This window comes from Desulfovibrio desulfuricans, assembly GCF_024460775.1.
Lineage (GTDB): Bacteria > Desulfobacterota > Desulfovibrionia > Desulfovibrionales > Desulfovibrionaceae > Desulfovibrio > Desulfovibrio desulfuricans_E.
Window position 1 is genome coordinate 306950 of record NZ_JANFYZ010000003.1, and the last position, 18116, is coordinate 325065.

At 60.9% G+C, this 18116-nt stretch carries 14 protein-coding genes; 8 read left to right on the top strand and 6 right to left on the bottom strand.

Annotated elements, in window-relative coordinates; all coding sequences use genetic code 11:
- The first annotated feature begins 16 nt into the window (after positions 1 to 16).
- Positions 17 to 505, top strand: coding sequence for a DUF4198 domain-containing protein (locus NE637_RS05635; RefSeq protein ID WP_227118679.1), 489 nt, complete (start codon positions 17 to 19; stop codon positions 503 to 505).
- 84 nt (positions 506 to 589) lie between these two features.
- Here NE637_RS05635 and serS read toward each other — a convergent pair whose 3' ends face one another.
- Positions 590 to 1864: a serine--tRNA ligase gene (serS, locus tag NE637_RS05640; RefSeq protein WP_192112592.1), complete on the bottom strand. Its 1275-nt coding sequence runs from the start codon at positions 1862 to 1864 to the stop codon at positions 590 to 592.
- Positions 1865 to 2103: 239 nt separating this feature from the next.
- Here serS and NE637_RS05645 point away from each other — a divergent pair, with 239 nt between their 5' ends.
- From NE637_RS05645 to NE637_RS05660, 4 genes are all read left to right on the top strand, one after another.
- On the top strand, positions 2104 to 2688 hold the full coding sequence (locus NE637_RS05645; protein WP_022658895.1) for a YajG family lipoprotein: 585 nt from the start codon (positions 2104 to 2106) through the stop codon (positions 2686 to 2688).
- 40 nt (positions 2689 to 2728) lie between these two features.
- Positions 2729 to 4147: a tetratricopeptide repeat protein gene (locus NE637_RS05650; RefSeq protein ID WP_256267612.1), complete on the top strand. Its 1419-nt coding sequence runs from the start codon at positions 2729 to 2731 to the stop codon at positions 4145 to 4147.
- Positions 4144 to 4488 (top strand): hypothetical protein, encoded by a 345-nt coding sequence (locus NE637_RS05655; RefSeq protein ID WP_192112591.1) that lies wholly within the window; start codon positions 4144 to 4146, stop codon positions 4486 to 4488. The genes NE637_RS05650 and NE637_RS05655 overlap by 4 nt, the downstream gene beginning before the upstream one ends.
- A 372-nt stretch (positions 4489 to 4860) precedes the next feature.
- Complete coding sequence (locus tag NE637_RS05660) at positions 4861 to 6123, top strand: sensor domain-containing diguanylate cyclase (RefSeq protein ID WP_227118713.1); 1263 nt, start codon at positions 4861 to 4863, stop codon at positions 6121 to 6123.
- An 84-nt stretch (positions 6124 to 6207) separates the two neighbouring features.
- On the opposite strand, the gene NE637_RS05665 is transcribed toward NE637_RS05660, so the two are convergent.
- The 4 genes from NE637_RS05665 to NE637_RS05680 all read right to left on the bottom strand — a co-directional run bounded on the left by NE637_RS05665 (position 6208) and on the right by NE637_RS05680 (position 10621).
- Positions 6208 to 6699 carry a hypothetical protein gene (locus NE637_RS05665; protein WP_227118678.1) on the bottom strand — a complete coding sequence of 164 codons (492 nt, stop codon included), beginning with the start codon at positions 6697 to 6699 and terminating at the stop codon, positions 6208 to 6210.
- 172 nt (positions 6700 to 6871) lie between these two features.
- Positions 6872 to 7912 (bottom strand): signal peptide peptidase SppA, encoded by a 1041-nt coding sequence (gene sppA / locus NE637_RS05670; protein WP_227118677.1) that lies wholly within the window; start codon positions 7910 to 7912, stop codon positions 6872 to 6874.
- Between the two features lie 351 nt (positions 7913 to 8263).
- The gene (locus tag NE637_RS05675; protein WP_192112587.1) at positions 8264 to 9943 is read right to left on the bottom strand and encodes an AMP-binding protein; all 1680 of its coding nucleotides are present in this window, start codon (positions 9941 to 9943) and stop codon (positions 8264 to 8266) included.
- 108 nt (positions 9944 to 10051) lie between these two features.
- Complete coding sequence (locus NE637_RS05680; protein WP_192112586.1) at positions 10052 to 10621, bottom strand: helix-turn-helix domain-containing protein; 570 nt, start codon at positions 10619 to 10621, stop codon at positions 10052 to 10054.
- Positions 10622 to 10797: 176 nt separating this feature from the next.
- On the opposite strand from NE637_RS05680, the gene hypF reads away from it, so the two are divergent.
- A complete protein-coding gene (hypF, locus tag NE637_RS05685) occupies positions 10798 to 13299 on the top strand; it encodes a carbamoyltransferase HypF (protein ID WP_227118676.1) in 2502 nt (833 codons plus the stop codon).
- A gap of 53 nt (positions 13300 to 13352) precedes the next feature.
- On the opposite strand, the gene NE637_RS05690 is transcribed toward hypF, so the two are convergent.
- Entirely contained in the window at positions 13353 to 14744 is a 1392-nt protein-coding gene (locus tag NE637_RS05690; RefSeq protein ID WP_227118675.1) for an RsmB/NOP family class I SAM-dependent RNA methyltransferase, read from the bottom strand.
- Between the two features lie 218 nt (positions 14745 to 14962).
- Here NE637_RS05690 and NE637_RS05695 point away from each other — a divergent pair, with 218 nt between their 5' ends.
- Positions 14963 to 16642, top strand: coding sequence for an FG-GAP repeat domain-containing protein (locus tag NE637_RS05695; RefSeq protein ID WP_227118674.1), 1680 nt, complete (start codon positions 14963 to 14965; stop codon positions 16640 to 16642).
- A gap of 187 nt (positions 16643 to 16829) precedes the next feature.
- Positions 16830 to 18116, top strand: coding sequence for a phosphoribosylamine--glycine ligase (gene purD, locus NE637_RS05700; protein ID WP_227118673.1), 1287 nt, complete (start codon positions 16830 to 16832; stop codon positions 18114 to 18116).

Below are 18116 nucleotides of genomic sequence, written 5' to 3' on the forward strand. Positions count from 1 at the left end.
AGGCAAGGATAGTTATATGCGCATTTTCCTTTTGGGGCGCTGCGCCGCCATCAGCCTTGCGGTTGCGCTGCTTCTGACAGGCGCTGCGGCCCAGGTTTCGGCCCATGCCCTGTATGCGGCAGACACCCGGCACGACGGCGTGGTGCTTGTGCAGTTTGCCTACTCCAGCGGCGAGCAGCCCACCTATGCCAAGGTGGAGGTTTACAGCCCCGCAGACGACAAGGTGGAATTTCAGAATGGCCGCACTGACGCGCAGGGGCGCTTTGCCTTCATGCCTGATGCGCCGGGCCGCTGGCGTATCATAATGGCCGACAACATGGGCCACAGGGTTGAACACCCGGTGGAGGTCAGCGCCGCTCAGGGGGCCGCAGCAGCAGACAGCGGGCACGATGCTGGGCCGGGCGGCTTTGCCATGCCCTTGCGCATTCTGCTTGGCCTGAGCCTGATCGCCAACATGGCGCTTGCGGCAGCCGTGCTGCGGCGCAGAAAAAAACTTACGGTCTGACCGCCGCTCCAAATTATTTTTGACCGCAAAAAACCGGGTGCTTCCATGAGGAGACACCCGGTTTTTACATCTGGCGAAAAACGGTTATTTCGGCTCGATAACTTCCCTGCCGCCCATGTAGGGCACCAGCGCCTTGGGCAGCACAAGGCTGCCGTCCTTTTGCTGGCAGTTTTCAAGGATGGCGGCAATTGTGCGGCCCGTGGGCAGGCCGGAACCGTTGAGCGTGTGCAGGAACATGGCCTTGCCGCCCTTGGGCTTGAAGCGGATATCGGCCCGGCGGGCCTGAAAATCCGTGCAATTGGAGCAGGACGAAATTTCGCGGAAGGTTTTTTGCGTGGGCAGCCACACTTCCACATCATAGGTCTTGGCGGAGCTGAAGCCCATGTCCCCCGTGCAGAGAGTGATGACGCGGTAGGGCAGTTCGAGCATTTCCAGCAGGTTGCAGGCATGACCGCGCATGATCTCAAGCTGGTTGAAGCTGTCGTCAGGATGGGCGAAACGCACCATCTCGACCTTTGTGAACTGGTGCATGCGGATAAGGCCGCGCGTATCCTTGCCCGCGCTGCCCGCCTCGGAGCGGAAACAGGGCGTGGCCGCGCAGTAGGCGCGGGGCAGATCGGCCTCGTCCAGCACTTCGCCAGCGTGCAGGTTGGTCAGCGGCACTTCGGCAGTGGGGATCAGATAGTATTCCCACTCGCGCAGCTTGAACAGGTCTTCCTCAAACTTGGGCAACTGGCCCGTGCCTGTCATGCTGGCGCGGTTGACCATATAGGGCGGGCAGACTTCAATATAGTCTTCGGCCACTGTGTGCTGATCAAGAAAAAAGTTTACCAGTGCGCGCTCAAGGCGGGCGCCCCAGTTCAGGGACACCACAAAACGGCTGCCAGTCAGGCGGGCGGCGCGCTCAAAATCAAGCCCGCCAAGGGCCACGCCCAGATCGCCATGCTCGCGCGGCTCAAAATCAAATTCCCGCGGCGTGCCCCAGCGGTGCACTTCCACGTTTTCCGATTCGTCCTTGCCCACTGGCACGGCGGCGTCAGGCAGGTTGGGCACGCGCATGAGCCATGTTTCCACATCGGCCTTGGCCTGGGCGGTTTCAACGTCCAGTTCCTTGATACGGTCGGAAACGCCGCTCATTTCGGCCAGCAGGGCCGTGGCATCTTCGCCCGCGCGTTTTTTGGCGGCCACTTCGGCAGAGGCCGCGTTGCGGCGGCTCTTGAGGGTTTCCACCTCGGTCAGCAGGGCGCGGCGGCGGGCGTCCAGCGCCAGAAATTCATTAACATCCAGATCCGAATGCCGGTCGGTCAAAGCCTTGGTCAGCACTTCGGGCTGCTTTTGCACCAGTTTGAGGTCAATCATAGCCGCTCCTGAAAAAAACGCGCACCGCGCGGGATATAGCAGAATCTGCTCCGCATGAGGATGGGGAGCGCAACAGACAGGCTGTAGCATGCTGGGCCGCTGCCTGCAAGGCGGCTGCATGCGGCCTGTATCTGACAATCCGGCGCAGGCAGACCTGCAAACCTTGCAAAAGGCAAATTTTGCGTATACGTAGTAACGAGTATTCTGGAGATTTTCTATACAAGTTACGTGAGGCCGTCATGAAACATTTACGCATTGTTCTTTGTGTATCCCTGCTGGCGTTGCTTGCAGCCTGCGGGCCGAGCAACAATGTTCGACTCTTGCCGCCGCCCGCTCTGGACGCTTCGGTGCTTCCTTCTCCCAACGCGCCCCGTGTGACCGTTGTGATGTTTGAAGACAAACGCATGGATCAGACCGTCATTGGCACCCGCCGCGACAGCAGCGCGTTTGTCACCACCGACAATGTCGCCCAGTGGATCAGCAAGGCTCTGGCCGATGAACTTGCGCGCAACGGCATGCAGGTTTCCTATTCCATCAGCGTGAACGAAGCGCGCAAGGGCAACCCCGACTTTATGGTCACTGGCCAGGTCGATGAAGCCAACATCCGCGAAACGTCCACCACCGACATGTCCACATCGCTGCGCGCAAACTACGTGCTTGCCAACCGGCAGGCGCGCATCCTGCGTGAATCGCTCAACGCTTCGCAGTCGCGTACCGGCCTGCCCTCCGGCAGCGCTGCCGACAACCTGATGCTGGAAACTCTGCGCGACCTGGTCAAGCCCATGGCGCACAAGATTGTCCAGACCATCGAGGCAAAAAAATAAGCCCATGCGGGCCTTGCGTACATTGTTTTCCAGCTTGCCCATGGCGGTTCTGCTGGGAACTTTTGCCCTGCCGCCGGTCTTGCTGACCGGCGGTGCGGCATACGCAGCAGAACATACGCCCGGCCCTCCGGCGGCAGTCTCTGCCGCTGACAAACCAGCAACTGCGGGCAAGGGTACCCACGGCAATGCGGCTGACAACAACCCAGCCGAAAGGGCCAGCCCCTCTTCTCCCGCGCCTGATCCGCTCTCGCCTTTGGAAAACGGCCCATCTGCTTCCAGACCAGGCCCCCTCCCCCTGCCATCGCCCGTTCTTCGTAGCGCGCACTGCCCCGCCGCTCCACTGCCCCCGCATGCCCAAAGGCTGTGCGCGGAAGCCGCGGCCCTTCTGGATGCCCTGCACACTGCCGCAGCAGCCCTACCCAACAGACGCGACATCCGCATGGGCATAACCGACTTCAACGAATACACGGCGCTGGCCGCAGAACTGTACACCCCGCTGACAGAAGTTGACCATGCTGCCGCTGGCGGGGATTCCGGCGCACAAAGCATCACAGTCACCTTGCTGGCCCGGCCAGATGCGGCGGAAACATTGCTGCGGCTGCTACGCAATCCAGATGCCCTGAAAGTGCGGCGTTTGTTGCTGGCAGACCTGATGGCCGCAACGGCAAACGCCCAGCAGGTCGCTCAGGAGCTCGCTGCCGCCGATGCCCTGCCTGGAGCTGGCGGCTCCGGCGATGTGTCTCCCGGTTCTGGCGGTACATGGTATATTGCCAAGGTGACACCGCCGGGGCAGTTGACCCAGCACCCCCCCATGCCTACTCCCGAGGACATAGCCAAAGAGGCGGCGCAACAGAAGGCGCAGCAGAACGCTGATGCTCTGGCAGACACTTTTGCCGCCGCCATTACGGCTCTGGATACCTTACGCCTTTCGCCCGAGGGCTGGCTGACCTCGGCGGACTCTCTGGCAGCCCTTGAAAAAGCTGCCGTCAATCTGCCGCAAAGCGCCGCTGCCCAGCTACTCCTGGGCGAGGCTCTTTTACAGGCAGGCATGCCGCAGCGCAGTATCGCTTCCTGCACTGCCGCACTGGAGCTTGCCCCTGACCTTGGGCGCGCGCGGTACATCCGCGCACTGGCCCACTGGCGCTTGCAGCAACTGGCTCTTGCCGAAGATGACCTGAGCGCGGCGCTGGAAGCTACAACGAATGCTTTTCCTCACACTTCGGACAAAGTCCGGCTTTTGCGGGCGCGCGGCGCGTTGCGCATGCTGCGCAGCAACGAACCGGGCATGTGCGATGATCTGGCCGCCGCCTGCGCTCTGGGCGACTGCGATGGCCTTGCTGCCGCCCGTGGGCAGCAGATGTGCCTTACATCTCCAAGGCAAGAGGGAGGCCAGCCCGAGGCTGATGCCGTCACCCCCCAAGTGCCAGCAAAGGCTGGCGACACGGCGGCAAAACCATGAGCCGCTCCCCCTTGCTTAAGGTTTACGGGCATGTGTACCCTGTAAACAACGATTTTTACGCGGCTCTGGAACAGGCCTGCGCCGATGCCATGCCGGATGAAGATGACGTGCCTGTTCTTGAGCGTGACGGCGACATGGCCCGCATTTCTTTTGAAGGGATGTACTTTCCCGTGGATGAAGTACTGGCTGTGTTTGGGGAGCACCTGTGCCCCGAACATAAGGGAAAGCTCGATGTGCTTGATATGGAGGGCTGGCGGCTTTATCGCCATGCCTTCAACCACGGGCGTATTGAAAGCCACAGTGCTCCGCTGAACAATGTTCTGGATTACTCCGGTCATTGATTTATTCGAATTTTTCCCTGCCTGCCTTAATTTCATCACCTTGCACAGAGGTATTCCGCGCTTGCGCCGTTATTCCAGAATGTGATTTGATCACATTTTATGTGTAAGTTTCCGCGCCAGAGAATTATGGTTTTCATATTTTTTTTGTTCGCGTCCTCCCTTTGCTCCCATAATCACAACCATTGTGCCCGCCGGATAGTTGGCATCTTCGATATTTCTTTGGCCCTCGCCTTTCTGTCCGAAATCTCTGGCGAAAGGCTTCCCTTATGTATATTCTGGCGTTGAAATCGACAGAGTCTTTGCCGCAGTTCTGCGCAGCAGGGGCAATGCCCCTGAACCAGTCAGGGCGGCAAGGGAGGGGGAATCGTGTCGATGCAAAAAAATACCAGAAAATCATTTTGCTGGGGCGTTGACCCTGATCTGGTCTATCGTAATGTGGACACTGCAAAGGAGCGGTTGCTGGAATTGCCAGTGGGATCACTGACGGGCAAATTTCTGGTTCATTGCATGCACCCGGATGATGCCGCCATGCTGCGCCGCGCCCTTGCTTCTGCCGAGCCCAGGGCGCTCACAGGCTGCACCGTGCGCTATGTGTGCCCAAAGGGTACACACACGGTTACCAGCCTGAGCATAAAACCTCTGCGCAGTGCCTGCGGCACACTTCTCGGCTTTGAAGGCGAAGAACACAGCATAGGTTCTGTGGACATGCACGGAGATTTCGCGCCCATTTTTGAGGAGGTATTTGCGCACGATTTCATGGCGCTCTGCATCGTCAACAGGGATGGGCAACTGCTGGCGGTCAACGCGCAGTACGCCATTATTGCGAACAAGCCCGCCAACGCCCTGGTGCGCGCCCACATTCTTGAAGCGGGCGTTCCCTCTGTTGAAGATGTGGACAGGGCCTTCAGCTTTCTTCCGTCTGGCAAAAGCATCGCCGAGCAGGAGATCATCTGGGACGACAAGGACTACGTCATGGCCATGTACGGCCTGCCCGACGCCTGCGGCGAGATTCGCTCCATCTGTGTTTCGCTGCGCGACATAAGCCTGCGCAAGGGGCTGGAACGCCGGCTGGAGGCCGCCAATCGCCAACTGGAAGAGATGAATCTCAAGGATTACCTGACAGGCGTGTTCAACCGCCGCCATTTTGATGAAGCCCTGCAAAGGGAAGTGGCGCGCCTTGCGCGGGAAGGCGGCGAAATGTGCATTGGCATGGTCGATGTGGATAAATTCAAGCTGTACAACGACGCCTATGGGCACCTTGCCGGGGACGACTGCCTCGCCCGTGCGGCAAAGGCCATGAGCGCCGCGCTTTTCAGGCCAGGTGATGAACTGTTCCGCTACGGCGGCGAAGAATTCGCCATCATCATGCCCCAAACAGGCAAGAAAAGCGCCACAATGGTTGCCGAGCGCGTGCGCGAAGCCATCAGCGCCCTGCGCATCCCCCACTGCCAAAGCGCCCTTGGGCATGTGACCATCAGCATAGGCGTTGCAGCGCTCGATGCAGCCAGCGCCCTGTCAGGCCACACGGCCTGCGAAGAGCTCATCAGGGTAGCGGACAAAGCCCTGTACGCCGCTAAAAACAGCGGGCGCAACAAGGTCGCCTCAGCCGCGTGCAGCATTGCTGAGAGCGATTAACAGCGCAAAGCAAAGCCCCGCTGGTTTATCCGGCGGGGCTTTGCTGTTAAGGCAAGCTTGATTAAAAGCGCGTCTGGCGCGGGCTTATTCCCGCTCAAAAAGTGATTTCTGGATCAGGGCGTCCGCACGGTCATCGGCTCCGCGCAGGGAATCGTACGCCTTCTGCAAGGCATCGGGCCAGTCCGTGTCGCTCACGTCGCTGATAAACAGCAGGGTCAGATCGCCTTCAGTGGACACATCCGCATGGGTCATGACCCTGCCGGACATAGCCTGAAACGTCCAGCCGCCGCCGTCGTCAGCCTTTGAAGGCGCAGTGCCTTTAAGCCTGGCCGACTGCTTTTCGGCAAACTGTTTGGGCGTCAGATTACCGGTTTCCGCCTTGGTAAAAATACCAATGGAAAAGAATGAATCCTGCCCGCAGGAAACGGTTACGATGCTTTCTTTTTCTGTTGCCGAGCACTTGGCGGGCAAGTCTATGCTGAAATGGTTAAATTTTTTTTCCGCAGCGGCAGCCGCCCCGCACAGGCCCGCCAACAGCACACAGGCCATCAATGAACCCAACAGCGCATATTTCATGGACAAGCTCCTTGAAATGTCCGCGCAGTGCGCGGTATTTTTCGGGCGGAAGTATCGCACAAGGAAGGGCGGCTGTCTAGAACAGCCGCCCAGAATACTCATAATGCCAGAGATTTATTAACTATTATTGTCAGAGCGCATTGGCGTCGGCACTATCTGTAACGCTGCTCCCCTAAAACTGATAAAGAAACACAGGGCTGCTGGAAGAAAGGCTGCCCAGCGCGCTCAGATCAACCCCAAGCATGGTTTTGAGGCTGCGCGGCAGCCAGCCGCCTTCCTTGGGCCGGGTCACAAGCTTGCGCTCCGCTGGTACGCCGCACTGCTCCGAAAGCCACGCCAAAGCCGTTTGCTGCCCGCCCAGTTCGTCCACCAGCCCAAGCTGCACGGCCTCACGCCCGGTAAAAATCTTGCCGCTGGCAAGCGCGGCGGCGCGGGCATGCTCCATGTGCCGCCCATCGGCCACTATGTCCACAAACTGCTGGTGCATGTCGTCCAGCACTTTTTTAAAGTAGTCGCGCTGCTCGGTACTCAACGGGCGCATGTAGGAACCGGCGTCTTTGTAGGGGGCGGTGGTTATGGTCTCCTGCCCCACGCCTATTTTACCCATTAGGCCCTGTAACTGCGGAATGTCCATGCGGACGCCAATGGAGCCTGTCACGGTGGAGGCATTGGCAAACACGCGCGATCCCGCCATGCTAACCATTAGCCCGCCCGAAGCAGCCAGAGACCCCATGCTGACAGCCACGGGCTTTTTGCGGGCCAGCTCACGCACGGCACTATAGATTTCCTGCGATGCCGCTGCGCCCCCGCCAGGCGAATCCACGCGCAGCAGCACACCCGCTATCATGGGGTCGCGCTCCACCTTGCGTATCCACTCAAGGGCAGGTTCCGGATCCATGATGGGGCCGGAAACAGACACAAGGGCTATGCGCTGGCCGCCCATGAGGCCGTTGCTGCCGAGGGCAGCGCCAAACACGCCGACACCTGCCAGCAAAAGCAGTATCAGCCCCCAAAAGATGACCGGATGCCGCTTGCGGAACGGACGGCGCAGCAGATCCTTCCATACGTTTGCCGGAACCTGGGCCAGCGGGCAGGCGCAGGACTGCCCCGCCGTGGGTGCAGGCGCTGCTGCTGAGGACGCCGCAGATGGTGCAGGCTCGGCTGGGCCGCCCTCGGGCATGGCGGACATGGAAAGCGGGGACTCTGTATTCAATGAAAATTCCTGATTGCTCATAACGCTCTTTGACCTGATTGTAGTTGTGACGGGCCTTGGCCCGATGGTGGAAAAATTCGCAGGCTGGCGGCACTATCGCCGGGGATGGCCGCATGCCCTTTCAATGGCTTGGGAAATGCCTTATGGCAAGGGGCTGGGCACACGGTTGGGCTGACGGCAGAAGCTGGAGACTGGCGCGGAGCGGGATTGTTTATGCAGGTTTATTCGGCGGCAAACTATCTGCCCGGTTCGTGACGCGGATGGCGGCCCAGGGGAGCCCGCACTTTTCAGGCACAGCCTGATGCTGTTGCACTGGCGCGCCCCGCACGATGCAGGACGCGCCCATTGTATTTAGCGTTGCATGGGCTCTGGCCAGAATTCTGCGGCCATTTCGCGCAGCTTGAACTTCTGGATCTTGCCGCTGGCCGTAAGCGGGAACCCTGTTATTGTTTTGATGTACTTGGGTATTTTATACCACGACACCTTGCCGCGACAAAAATCGCGCACGTCTTCCGGCAGAATTTCCACACCGGGGCGGGGGATGATGAAGGCCGCGACCTCTTCGCCGTACTTGCGGCTGGGAACAGCCACAACCTGCACGTCCAGAATGCCGGGCATGCCCATAAGGAACTCTTCAACCTCACGCGGATAGATATTTTCGCCGCCACGGATAATCATATCCTTGATGCGGCCTGTCACACGCAGGTAGCCGTTTTCGTCCATAACGCCCAGATCGCCGGAATGCAACCAGCCTTCGGGGCTGATGGCCTTGGCCGTGTCATCGGGCATATTGTAGTAGCCCTTCATGACATTGTAGCCACGGCAGAGGATTTCGCCCACCTCGCCGCGCGGCAGTTCCTCGCAGGTATCGGGGTCGCCCACGCGCACTTCAATGCCAGGCATGGCGCAACCCACGGTTTCGCAGCGCAGCGACAGGGGATCGTGAATGTCCGACTGGGTCATCACAGGCGAAGCTTCCGTAAGGCCGTAGCAGATGGTGATTTCCGTCATGTTCATGTCGTCCACCACGCGGCGCATGAGCGGCTCGGGGCAGACGGAACCAGCCATGATGCCGGTGCGCATGTGCGAAAGGTCAAAACGCTTGAAAAGCGGATGCTCCAGCTCTGCCAGAAACATGGTAGGCACGCCGTACACAGCCGTGCAGCGTTCGCTGTCGAGCGCAGCCAGCACCTTGAGCGCGTTGAACGACTCAAGGATAACCATGGTCGCGCCGTGGTTCACTGCGGCGGAGACGCCAAGCACGCAGCCGAAGCAGTGGAACAGCGGCACCGGCAGACACACCCTGTCTTCCGGGCCGAAATTCTGGTGGCGACCAATCCAGTACCCGTTCAGCCCCACGCCCACATGGGTCAGCATGACTCCGCGCGGAAAGCCCGTGGTGCCCGAGGTGTACTGCATGTTGATGACATCCCACGGCTGGAGCAGGGCCTGACGGGCGGCGTATTCCGCCTCGTCCACCATGACGGAAAGGGCGAGTATTTCCGGCACGGAATACATGCCCCGGTGCTTTTCCGCCCCCAGAAAGCACACGCGCTTGAGGTGCGGCAGGCTTTTGCACACAAACCTGTCGCGCGACTGCAAACGCAGCTCAGGCGCAATGCGGTAGAGCGTGTCCAGATAATCGTGGTCGCGCACGCTGTCGATAAGAAAAATATTTTCGCACTCGGAGTGGGTGAGCAGATAGCGCAGCTCGTGTTCACGGTAATTGGTGTTTACCGTAATAAGTATGGCGCCGATTTTTGCCGTGGCGAATTGCAATGCCACCCAGTACGGCACGTTGGTGGCCCATACTGCGACCTTTTCACCCTTCTGCACGCCAAGAGCCATCAGCCCTTTGGCGAAATCGTCCACCAGAGCGCCAAACTCGCTCCAGGTCTGGCGATAGTTGCGGTCAGGGTATACCAGGGCTTCATTATCGGGAAAGCGCGCCACAGTGTGGTCAAGCACCTGCCCCAACGTCCATTCGCGCAGTTCAAACTGCGCCTGACGCTCACGAACTTTTTCTTCCATGCATCCTCCCAAAGGCGTGTTGCGGCGAGTGCGCCGCTGTTACGCGGTGTGCGGTCTGAAGGGCCATGAATCGCGCCCTGGAGCAGACCAACAGAAAGTGAACATGCCCTAGGGATTGTAAGTCACAGCCAGAAATTCCACAGGCTCGTCGCCCGCAGCGCCCACGTAATGAGGCACAATGGAATTGTAGTAAATTGTTTCGCCGGGCTTGAGCACGCGGGTTTCGCGGCCATAGACCACAAGCAGTTCGCCCTTGAGCACGCAGATAAATTCCTCGCCCTGATGCGAGGTGGTCTTGCGTTCGCCGCTGTCGGGGAAAATGCGGATGTGGAAGGGTTCCATGTTGCGGTCGTTCTTGCCCTTGGCCAGCGCATGATAGGTATAGCTGGGGCGGGGGACGCGCCCTGTGTGCAGCGCTTCATCGGCCTCGGCCTCGCCATTGATGCTGCTCACCACCGGGTCGCGCGAAAACTGGTCGTCCAGAAAAGTGCCAAGGCGCACGCCAAGAGCGCGGGCCACCTTTTGCAGGGGGCCGATACAGGGATAGATGGCGTCTGATTCCAGCTTTTCAAGATAGTCTTCCGTAAGGCCCGTATTCTGGGAAAGGGTTTGCAGGTCAACTTCGCGTTCTTCGCGAAATCCACGGATGCGGGAACCAATGGTACGCACGGGGGGCATAGACGCTCCTGATTACCGGATATGCCGGGTTGGATGCCGCTCTGGCAGGATGACGTGGCGGCAAGCAACCCACTAAATACCGAAAAGCCCGTGCGCTCGCAAGCAAACATGCGCTGTTGAGCGGCCATACAGTACCCCTGCTGACACATTTTGCTCTTTGCGTTATGATGAAAGGCATGAGCAAACAACCGTTGGTCAGAAGGGCTTTTGTGGCTTCCGGGCAGGTGCAGGGCGTGGGCTTTCGCCCCTTTGTCTATCGCCTCGCAGCCGAAGGCGGGCTTACAGGCACTGTGGGCAACACCTCTGAAGGCGTGCGCATGGAAATGCAGGGCGCAGCGGCGGAAGTGCAGCGCTTTGGCCACCGCCTGCGCGCCGAACTGCCGCCGCTGGCACGGCTGACCGGAGTGGACGAACACGACTTGCCTGTTGTGGAGGATGAAACAGCCTTCCGCATTGTTTCCAGCTCAGGGCAGGCAGCGCACAGCGTGCTTGTAAGCCCGGATATGGGCGTATGCGCCGACTGTCTCGCCGACATGCGCAATCCCGCCAACCCCCGCTACCAGTACGCCTTTACCAACTGCACCAACTGCGGGCCGCGCTACACCATCACGCGCTCCATTCCCTATGACCGCGCCGTCACATCCATGAGCTGTTTCCCGCTCTGCCCCCGGTGCAGCGCGGAATATGCCGACCCGGCAGACAGGCGCTTTCATGCCCAGCCCGTGGCCTGCCCAACGTGCGGGCCGCGCCTGTGGTTTGTGGATAAGGCGGCTGCCAGCAAGGGAAACACCGCGCCGACCGCAGAAAATCAGCAACAGGCTTTGGAGCAGGCCGTGCAGACCCTGCTCCACGGCGGAATTCTGGCGCTCAAAGGTCTGGGGGGCTTTCAACTGGCTTGCGACGCGCGCAATGCTCAAAGCCTGCAAGAGCTGCGGCGGCGCAAAACACGCCCGCACAAACCGCTGGCCCTCATGGTTGGCGATCTGGCAACAGCCCGCGCCCTGTGCGACCTTACGCCGGAACATGAGGCCCTGCTGCAAAGCCCGGAAAAACCCGTTGTTCTCTGCCCCCGCCGCAGCACGCCGCAGCATGGTGCTGCCATTCAGGATGATGCTGCATATTTGCCGCATGAGGTGGCTCCCGACACTGGCAAGGTCGGCATCATGCTGGCCTACACCCCCCTGCATGCCGTACTTTTCAGCCGCCTTGCAGAATGCACAACTTTGCCGCCCGTGCTGGTCATGACCTCGGCCAATGCCGGGGGCGAACCCATTTGCCTTGGCAACCGCGAGGCTCTAGCCCGGCTTGACCATCTGGCGGACGCATGGCTCCTGCACGACCGGGATATTCTGGTGCGCGTGGACGACAGCGTGGTGACTCTCCAGCCAAGCCTGTCCGGCGCGGATGCGCACGGCACACCTGCGACCGCAAACCAGCTTGCCGAACCGCTGTTCTACCGCCGCGCCCGGGGCTATGTGCCGCGCCCGGTTTTTCTGCCCAAGACGGAACAAAACGCCCCTTGCGTGCTGGGAACCGGAGCGGAGCTCAAGGCCACCATTTGCCTGACGCGCGGGGCCGAGGCCTTTGTGGGCCAGCACATTGGGGATCTGGAAAATCCCGCCACCCTGAATTTTTATGAGGAGGTGGCAGCGCATCTGGAAAAACTGCTGGAGGTGCGGCCCGAGGCTCTGGTGTGCGATGCGCACCCCGATTTTCTTTCCACCCGCTATGCCGAGGCCCGCGCAGAACGCGAGGGCTTGCCCCTGTGGCGCTTGCAGCACCACGCCGCCCACGCCGCAGCGGTACTGGCCGAAAACAGCCACTACGGCCCGGCGCTGGCCCTCTGCCTTGACGGCACGGGGCTTGGCGACGATGGCACAGTATGGGGTGGAGAGCTGCTGTTCATGGAGCTTGAGCAGGCCCAGTGGCGCAGGGTGGGCCGTCTGGCCCCCTTTGCCTTGCCGGGCGGAGATGCAGCCGTGCGCCAACCCTGGCGCATTGCGCTGGCCCTGCGCAGCCTTTGCGAGCAGGCGGAAATTCCCCTCCCGTCACTGCGTACCCCCTGGCTGCCGGAACAGGCGCAGGCCGCAGCCGCAGTGACAGAAATGCTGCGGCGCGGCATCAACTGTCCGCCCACATCCAGTTGCGGACGCCTCTTCGATGCGGTGGCCGCGCAACTGGGGCTGTGCCTTGATACAAGCTACGAAGGGCAGGCCGCCATCCGTCTTGAAGATGCCGCCAACCGGGCCAATGAGCATGTCCGCACGGCGATGGAGGGCAAGGCGCGCGACAAGGACATGGCCGCATTGGTCTGGCCCGTTGGTATTGCGCTTCACCACGATTTGCTGGAAATGGACAGCGCAGGCCTGTTCGCCCACGTTGCGCAGGCGCAGGCGCAGGGAATGGACGCCACAGAAGCCGCGGCGCGTTTTCACCTCAGCCTTGCGCGGGCGCTGGCAGGTATGGCGGGCCGTGCGGCCCGCAAACTGGGGCTGAACTGTGTGGGGCTCACCGGCGGCGTATTGCAGAATGCCACGCTGGCGCGGCTGCTGCCGCTGGCGCTGGCGGAGCAGGGCCTCACAGCCCTCACCCACCATGAGCTGCCGCCAGGCGATGGTGGGCTTTCCCTCGGTCAGGCCGTGTGGGGCAGAAGGATGCTGGCAAGGGCGAAACTCTGATTGCAAGCAAGACGGGAAAAGCCCGCAAGGCAACCTGCTGACAGTATCCGCGCCTATTTGAACCCGGCTATGGCCCTGCCCTGCTTGAGAACAATGCGCCCCAAAGGCAGATCGCGCCACCACAGGCCAGCCTCGCGTCCATTCAAACCTGTCTGGCGGCTTTGCCCGCTCAACAGGGCCGTGATATCGGCCACATCGTCCAGCACCAGACTGGAGGCGGCATCCGGCGGCGACTGCATGAGCACGCGCAGGCGCGGCGCGGCATCCAGCGTTCCGCCGCAAAGCTTGCCCAGCAATGAACCCTGCCATACGCAACCGGGGGGCAAAAGAACTGTGGCCTGAGGCGGCACAAAACGTACGTGCTCGCCGTACAGCACCGCCCGCCCTGGGGGCAGCAGGTCAGGGTTGCAGGTAGCGCCCACAAGGCTTTCCGGCGGCAACGGGCTGCCAGAAGGACGTTCAACGGGCTTTCCCGCACGGTCGTCACCGCGGTTCCGCCCGGCACGCCGTCCATTGCGCTGGCCCGCGCTCTGCATCCCTGAGAGAGCAGAAGCAGGCACTTCAAAAACGGCTTCCTGCGGCTCAGACGCGCTGCTTTCAAAGGGCAAAACCGCCGTATTCACATTGCCCGGTTTGCGGAAAAGGGCCACATAAAATCCCTGAGCCTGCGAGCGTGCGCCGTCCACACGCAAGGTGCCTTCACCGCCGGGCAGTTCCTCCCACACGAAACCGGGGATGGGATCAAGGTGTTCGCGCTCAAGCCCCAGCTCCTGCTCGGCAAAGCGCACCTGCGCCTCGTTTTCATCCACATTGGTCGTGCAGGTGGAATACACCAGCCGCCCGCCGGGGCGCAGCAGCGAGGCTGCATGGCGCAGCAGACGGCGTTGCAGCCCGGTGAGGCTGTCGAGCTTGTCGCCCTGCCAGAGCTTGAGCACCTGCGGGTGTTTTTCTGCGGTTCCCCAGCCGGAGCAGGGCGGGTCAAGCAAGATTGCGTCCCACGAGCCGGGGCGTAAAGGCAGGGCATCGCCGCTGTACGAACAGGTGGCGGCCTGTATCAGATTAAGCTGGTGCAGGTTGGCACGCAGGGTGCCAAGGCGCGCGGGCGAAGGCTCGTTGCCGAGCACAAAACCATTGCGCCCCACAAGCTGGGCCAGAAAGCCGGTTTTGCTGCCCGGGCTTGCGCACATGTCGAGCACGGCGCTGCCGGCAGCGGGAGCCAGCGCCAGCGGCGGCAACATGGATGAGCGGTCCTGTATATAGATGTAGCCGAAAAATGCAGCCAGCGAACCGCCAAGCGGGCGCGGCTCGGCCACAAGGCGACGGCACAGGGGAGAAAAAGGTTCCGGCTCAAAATCATACCCCTGAGCGCGCAGCAGGGCCTCCACTGCGGGCACCTGCTCCGGGGCGCATACCAGGCGGAAAGAACGGATAAGAGTTTTCGGCATGGCGGCATATTATTGACAGTACGCCCTTCCCGCAAGGAATTTATCTGTTGCGGCGCGCTCCACGGGCTCCTTGCGTCTTGCACGGCGCTGCAAGTGTGCGTATAGTGCGCCAGTGCGGACGTGCCGGGCTGCATTTGACAGTCGGTACCGGTTGACCGCCACAACGGCCCGTGGCCGTACTTTACCGGGTATTTGCGTGAATACTCAAGGAGAATGGAATGAAATTCGCCATGCGACTGACTTTTTCGGTCTGCCTGCTGCTCGTCGCCGTTGCTGCGGGCGCTGCCAGCGCCGCCGCTAAAAGCGCTGTGGTATTGCCCTTTGTGGTCAATGCCCCCCAGAGCTATGCTTACCTTTCCAAGGCTGTTCAGGCTACCATTCAGGGACGCCTTGACCGCCCTGGCGTGCTTGAAGCCCGTGCGGGACAGAACAAGGCCGCCAGCCAGGCAGAAGCCCAGCAGGCGCTCCGCTCTTCTGGTGCAGACAACGCCATCTGGGGCTCGGTGAGCGTCATGGGCAACGACTGCACTGTTGTTATGAACAGCGTGGACAAGGCAGGCAAAACCTGGAGCAAAACCGCCCAGGCTCCTGTGAGCGAACTGACCACTTCTGTGCAGAAACTGACCTCGACCCTGAGCCAGGAAGTGTTTGGTATTTCCTCCGCAATGCGCACCCCCGGCTCCACCGCCTCTGGTTCCCCGCGTGGCGCAACCGCCAATGGCGACATCGTCACCAACGAAACCGGTCAGCAGCAGGTGTACCTGAACCCGCAGTTCCGCTATCAGGGCGCCGGCGCTGAAGACGGTTCCCGCCTGCGCACCCAGCGCCTGGGTTACAACATGGTCGATATGGCCGTGGGCGACTTTAACGGCGATGGCAAGAATGAAATCGCCATCCTGAGCGATCACGATCTGCGCATCTACAGCTGGCCTGCCAATGGTCAGCTCAAGCTGATTGGCGAAACCGTGGTTTCGCGTTCCAACAACAACTTCTCCATGCGCGCCATCGACCTCAACCGCGATCGCAGCATGGCCCTTGTTGTGACCACCACCGAAGAATCGAGCAACCGCCCTTACTCCTTCATTTACAGCTTCAAGGGCAACAAATTCACCACCATTGCCGACCGCATTCCTTACTACGTGAGCGTCATGCGTGTGCCCCCCACCTACAGCCCCACTCTCGTGGGTCAGGGCTGGGATTCGCTCAAGCTCTTTGCTCCCGGCGTGCGCATCATGACCAAGCAGGACGGCAAGTTTACGCTTGGCACCCGTCTTGACCTGCCCACCGGCGCCACCGTGTTCAACTGCGTGTGGTTGCCCGCCGGCAAGAACGGCAAGGGTGAACAGCTTGTCATGCTGACCGACGACGAGCGCATCAAGCTCTTCCAGGGCCACGGCAACACCCTGGTTCACACCACCATGGAACGTTATTCCGGCTCTGCCACGGGCATGGATCACTACAAGGGCATGCCGGGCCTGGGCGTGGACAAAGCCTACCAGTTGCCCAGCAAGTACTACGCCCCCATGCGCCTCATCGCTGCCGACATCGGCAATACCGGCGACTACACGCTGCTGGTCAACAAGCCCATATCCACTGCGGCGCAGTTCTTTGACCGTTACCGTTTCTTCCCCCAGGGCGAAGTTCATGCCCTGTACTGGGACGGCGTGGGCCTTGGCCTCAAGTGGAAGACCCGCCGCATCCGTGGTTCTGTGGCAGAAATCGACCTGGCTGACGTGAACAACGATGGCATCCTTGATCTTGTGGTGGGCCTGAACACCTCGCCCGATCTCGGCATCGGCAGCCGCCAGTGCATGATTACCGCCTATCCTCTGGACGTTTCGGCCACCAACCCCAACGTGCCTGCGGATTTGAGCGACTTTGAAATAAGCCCCAACTAGCGGGGTAAGCGGCCCTTCGCCAGCGCGAGGGGCCGTTTTTATCTGCGGCGCAGAGCTGCGGATATGGAGCAACGGCCTTGCCGCGGCTCTGGCAATAGCCAATATTAAAGCGGTAAAATCCACATGGGTTTTACCGCTTTATAACCAGTTTATGAAACGGAAAAAGTTTTTGGAGTAAGGAGACAGCATGCGCATCCTTGTGATCGGCTCCGGTGGCCGCGAACACGCCCTGGTTTGGAAAATTCTGCAAAGCCCCGAAGTCAGCGCCGTTTTTGTTGCGCCCGGCAACGGCGGCACCAGCAGCGAAGGGGCCGTTAACGTGCCTGTGGCTGTGGACGACCTGGACGGGTTGCTGGCCTTTGCGCGCAAGGAGCACATCGACCTGGTGATTCCAGGCCCCGAGCTGCCCCTGACGCTGGGCATTGTTGACCGCATGCGCGAAGCCGGCATCCCCAGCTTCGGGCCGGATGCCTATGGCGCGCGCCTTGAGGGCAGCAAGGCCTTTGCCAAGGAAATCATGAACCGCGCCAAGGTGCCCACCGCCCACTGCGCCGTGTTCAGCGATGCGCAGGCGGCCCGCGACCATATCAACAAAGTGGGCGCTCCCCTGGTCATCAAGGCGGACGGCCTCGCTGCGGGCAAGGGCGTCATCATTGCCCAGACCGTGCAGGAGGCGCTGGACGCCATTGACGAAATCATGACCGAACGTGCCTTTGGCGACGCTGGCAATCTTGTGGTGGTGGAAGAATGTCTTGTAGGCGAGGAAGCATCCTTCCTCTGCGTATGCGATGGCACCCGCGCTGTTCCCCTGCCTTCGGCGCAGGATCACAAGCGCGTATTTGATAATGATGAAGGCCCCAATACAGGTGGCATGGGCGCTTACAGCCCCGCCCCGGTGCTGCCCGACAGCATGCTTGAAGAAATGGCCGACCTCACGGTGAGGCCCATCCTGCGCGAGCTTGCCAAGGACGGACACCCCTTTGTGGGCGTGCTGTACGCGGGGCTGATGATGACCGCCGACGGCCCCAAGGTGCTGGAATACAACGTGCGCTTTGGCGACCCGGAATGTCAGCCCCTGCTCATGCGCCTTGACGGCGACCTGCCTGCCATCATGCTGGACGCCGTACGCGGCAAGCTTGACCCGGCAAGCCTCGGCCAGACCAGCCAGACGGCGCTTGGCGTTGTGATCACCGCCAAGGGGTATCCCGGCTCCTACGCCAAGGGTTTGTCCATCGAAGGTATTGAAGATGCGGACAGCGTACCCGGCGTCAAGGTTTTTCACAGCGGCACTGCCGTTAAGGACGGATCACTCGTTTCCAACGGCGGGCGTGTTTTGTGCGTCACCGCACTGGGCGACAGCCTGGCCGCCGCGCAAAAGGCCGCCTACGCCGGTGTGGCCAAGGTACGCATGCAGGATGGTTTTCATCGCACCGATATTGGCGAAAAAGGCATCCGCCGCCTGGCCGGAAAATAG

Excerpts from the sequence above, each read along its gene's own strand:
- NE637_RS05645 (WP_022658895.1), top strand. The coding sequence starts at position 2,104 with ATGAAACATTTACGCATTGTTCTTTGTGTATCCCTGCTGGCGTTGCTT.
- hypF (WP_227118676.1), top strand. The coding sequence starts at position 10,798 with ATGAGCAAACAACCGTTGGTCAGAAGGGCTTTTGTGGCTTCCGGGCAG.
- NE637_RS05695 (WP_227118674.1), top strand. The coding sequence starts at position 14,963 with ATGAAATTCGCCATGCGACTGACTTTTTCGGTCTGCCTGCTGCTCGTC.
- NE637_RS05690 (WP_227118675.1), bottom strand. The coding sequence starts at position 14,744 with ATGCCGAAAACTCTTATCCGTTCTTTCCGCCTGGTATGCGCCCCGGAG.
- NE637_RS05680 (WP_192112586.1), bottom strand. The coding sequence starts at position 10,621 with ATGCCCCCCGTGCGTACCATTGGTTCCCGCATCCGTGGATTTCGCGAA.
- purD (WP_227118673.1), top strand. The coding sequence starts at position 16,830 with ATGCGCATCCTTGTGATCGGCTCCGGTGGCCGCGAACACGCCCTGGTT.
- NE637_RS05635 (WP_227118679.1), top strand. The coding sequence starts at position 17 with ATGCGCATTTTCCTTTTGGGGCGCTGCGCCGCCATCAGCCTTGCGGTT.
- NE637_RS05650 (WP_256267612.1), top strand. The coding sequence starts at position 2,729 with ATGGCGGTTCTGCTGGGAACTTTTGCCCTGCCGCCGGTCTTGCTGACC.
- NE637_RS05675 (WP_192112587.1), bottom strand. The coding sequence starts at position 9,943 with ATGGAAGAAAAAGTTCGTGAGCGTCAGGCGCAGTTTGAACTGCGCGAA.
- NE637_RS05665 (WP_227118678.1), bottom strand. The coding sequence starts at position 6,699 with ATGAAATATGCGCTGTTGGGTTCATTGATGGCCTGTGTGCTGTTGGCG.
- NE637_RS05660 (WP_227118713.1), top strand. The coding sequence starts at position 4,861 with ATGCAAAAAAATACCAGAAAATCATTTTGCTGGGGCGTTGACCCTGAT.
- serS (WP_192112592.1), bottom strand. The coding sequence starts at position 1,864 with ATGATTGACCTCAAACTGGTGCAAAAGCAGCCCGAAGTGCTGACCAAG.
- NE637_RS05655 (WP_192112591.1), top strand. The coding sequence starts at position 4,144 with ATGAGCCGCTCCCCCTTGCTTAAGGTTTACGGGCATGTGTACCCTGTA.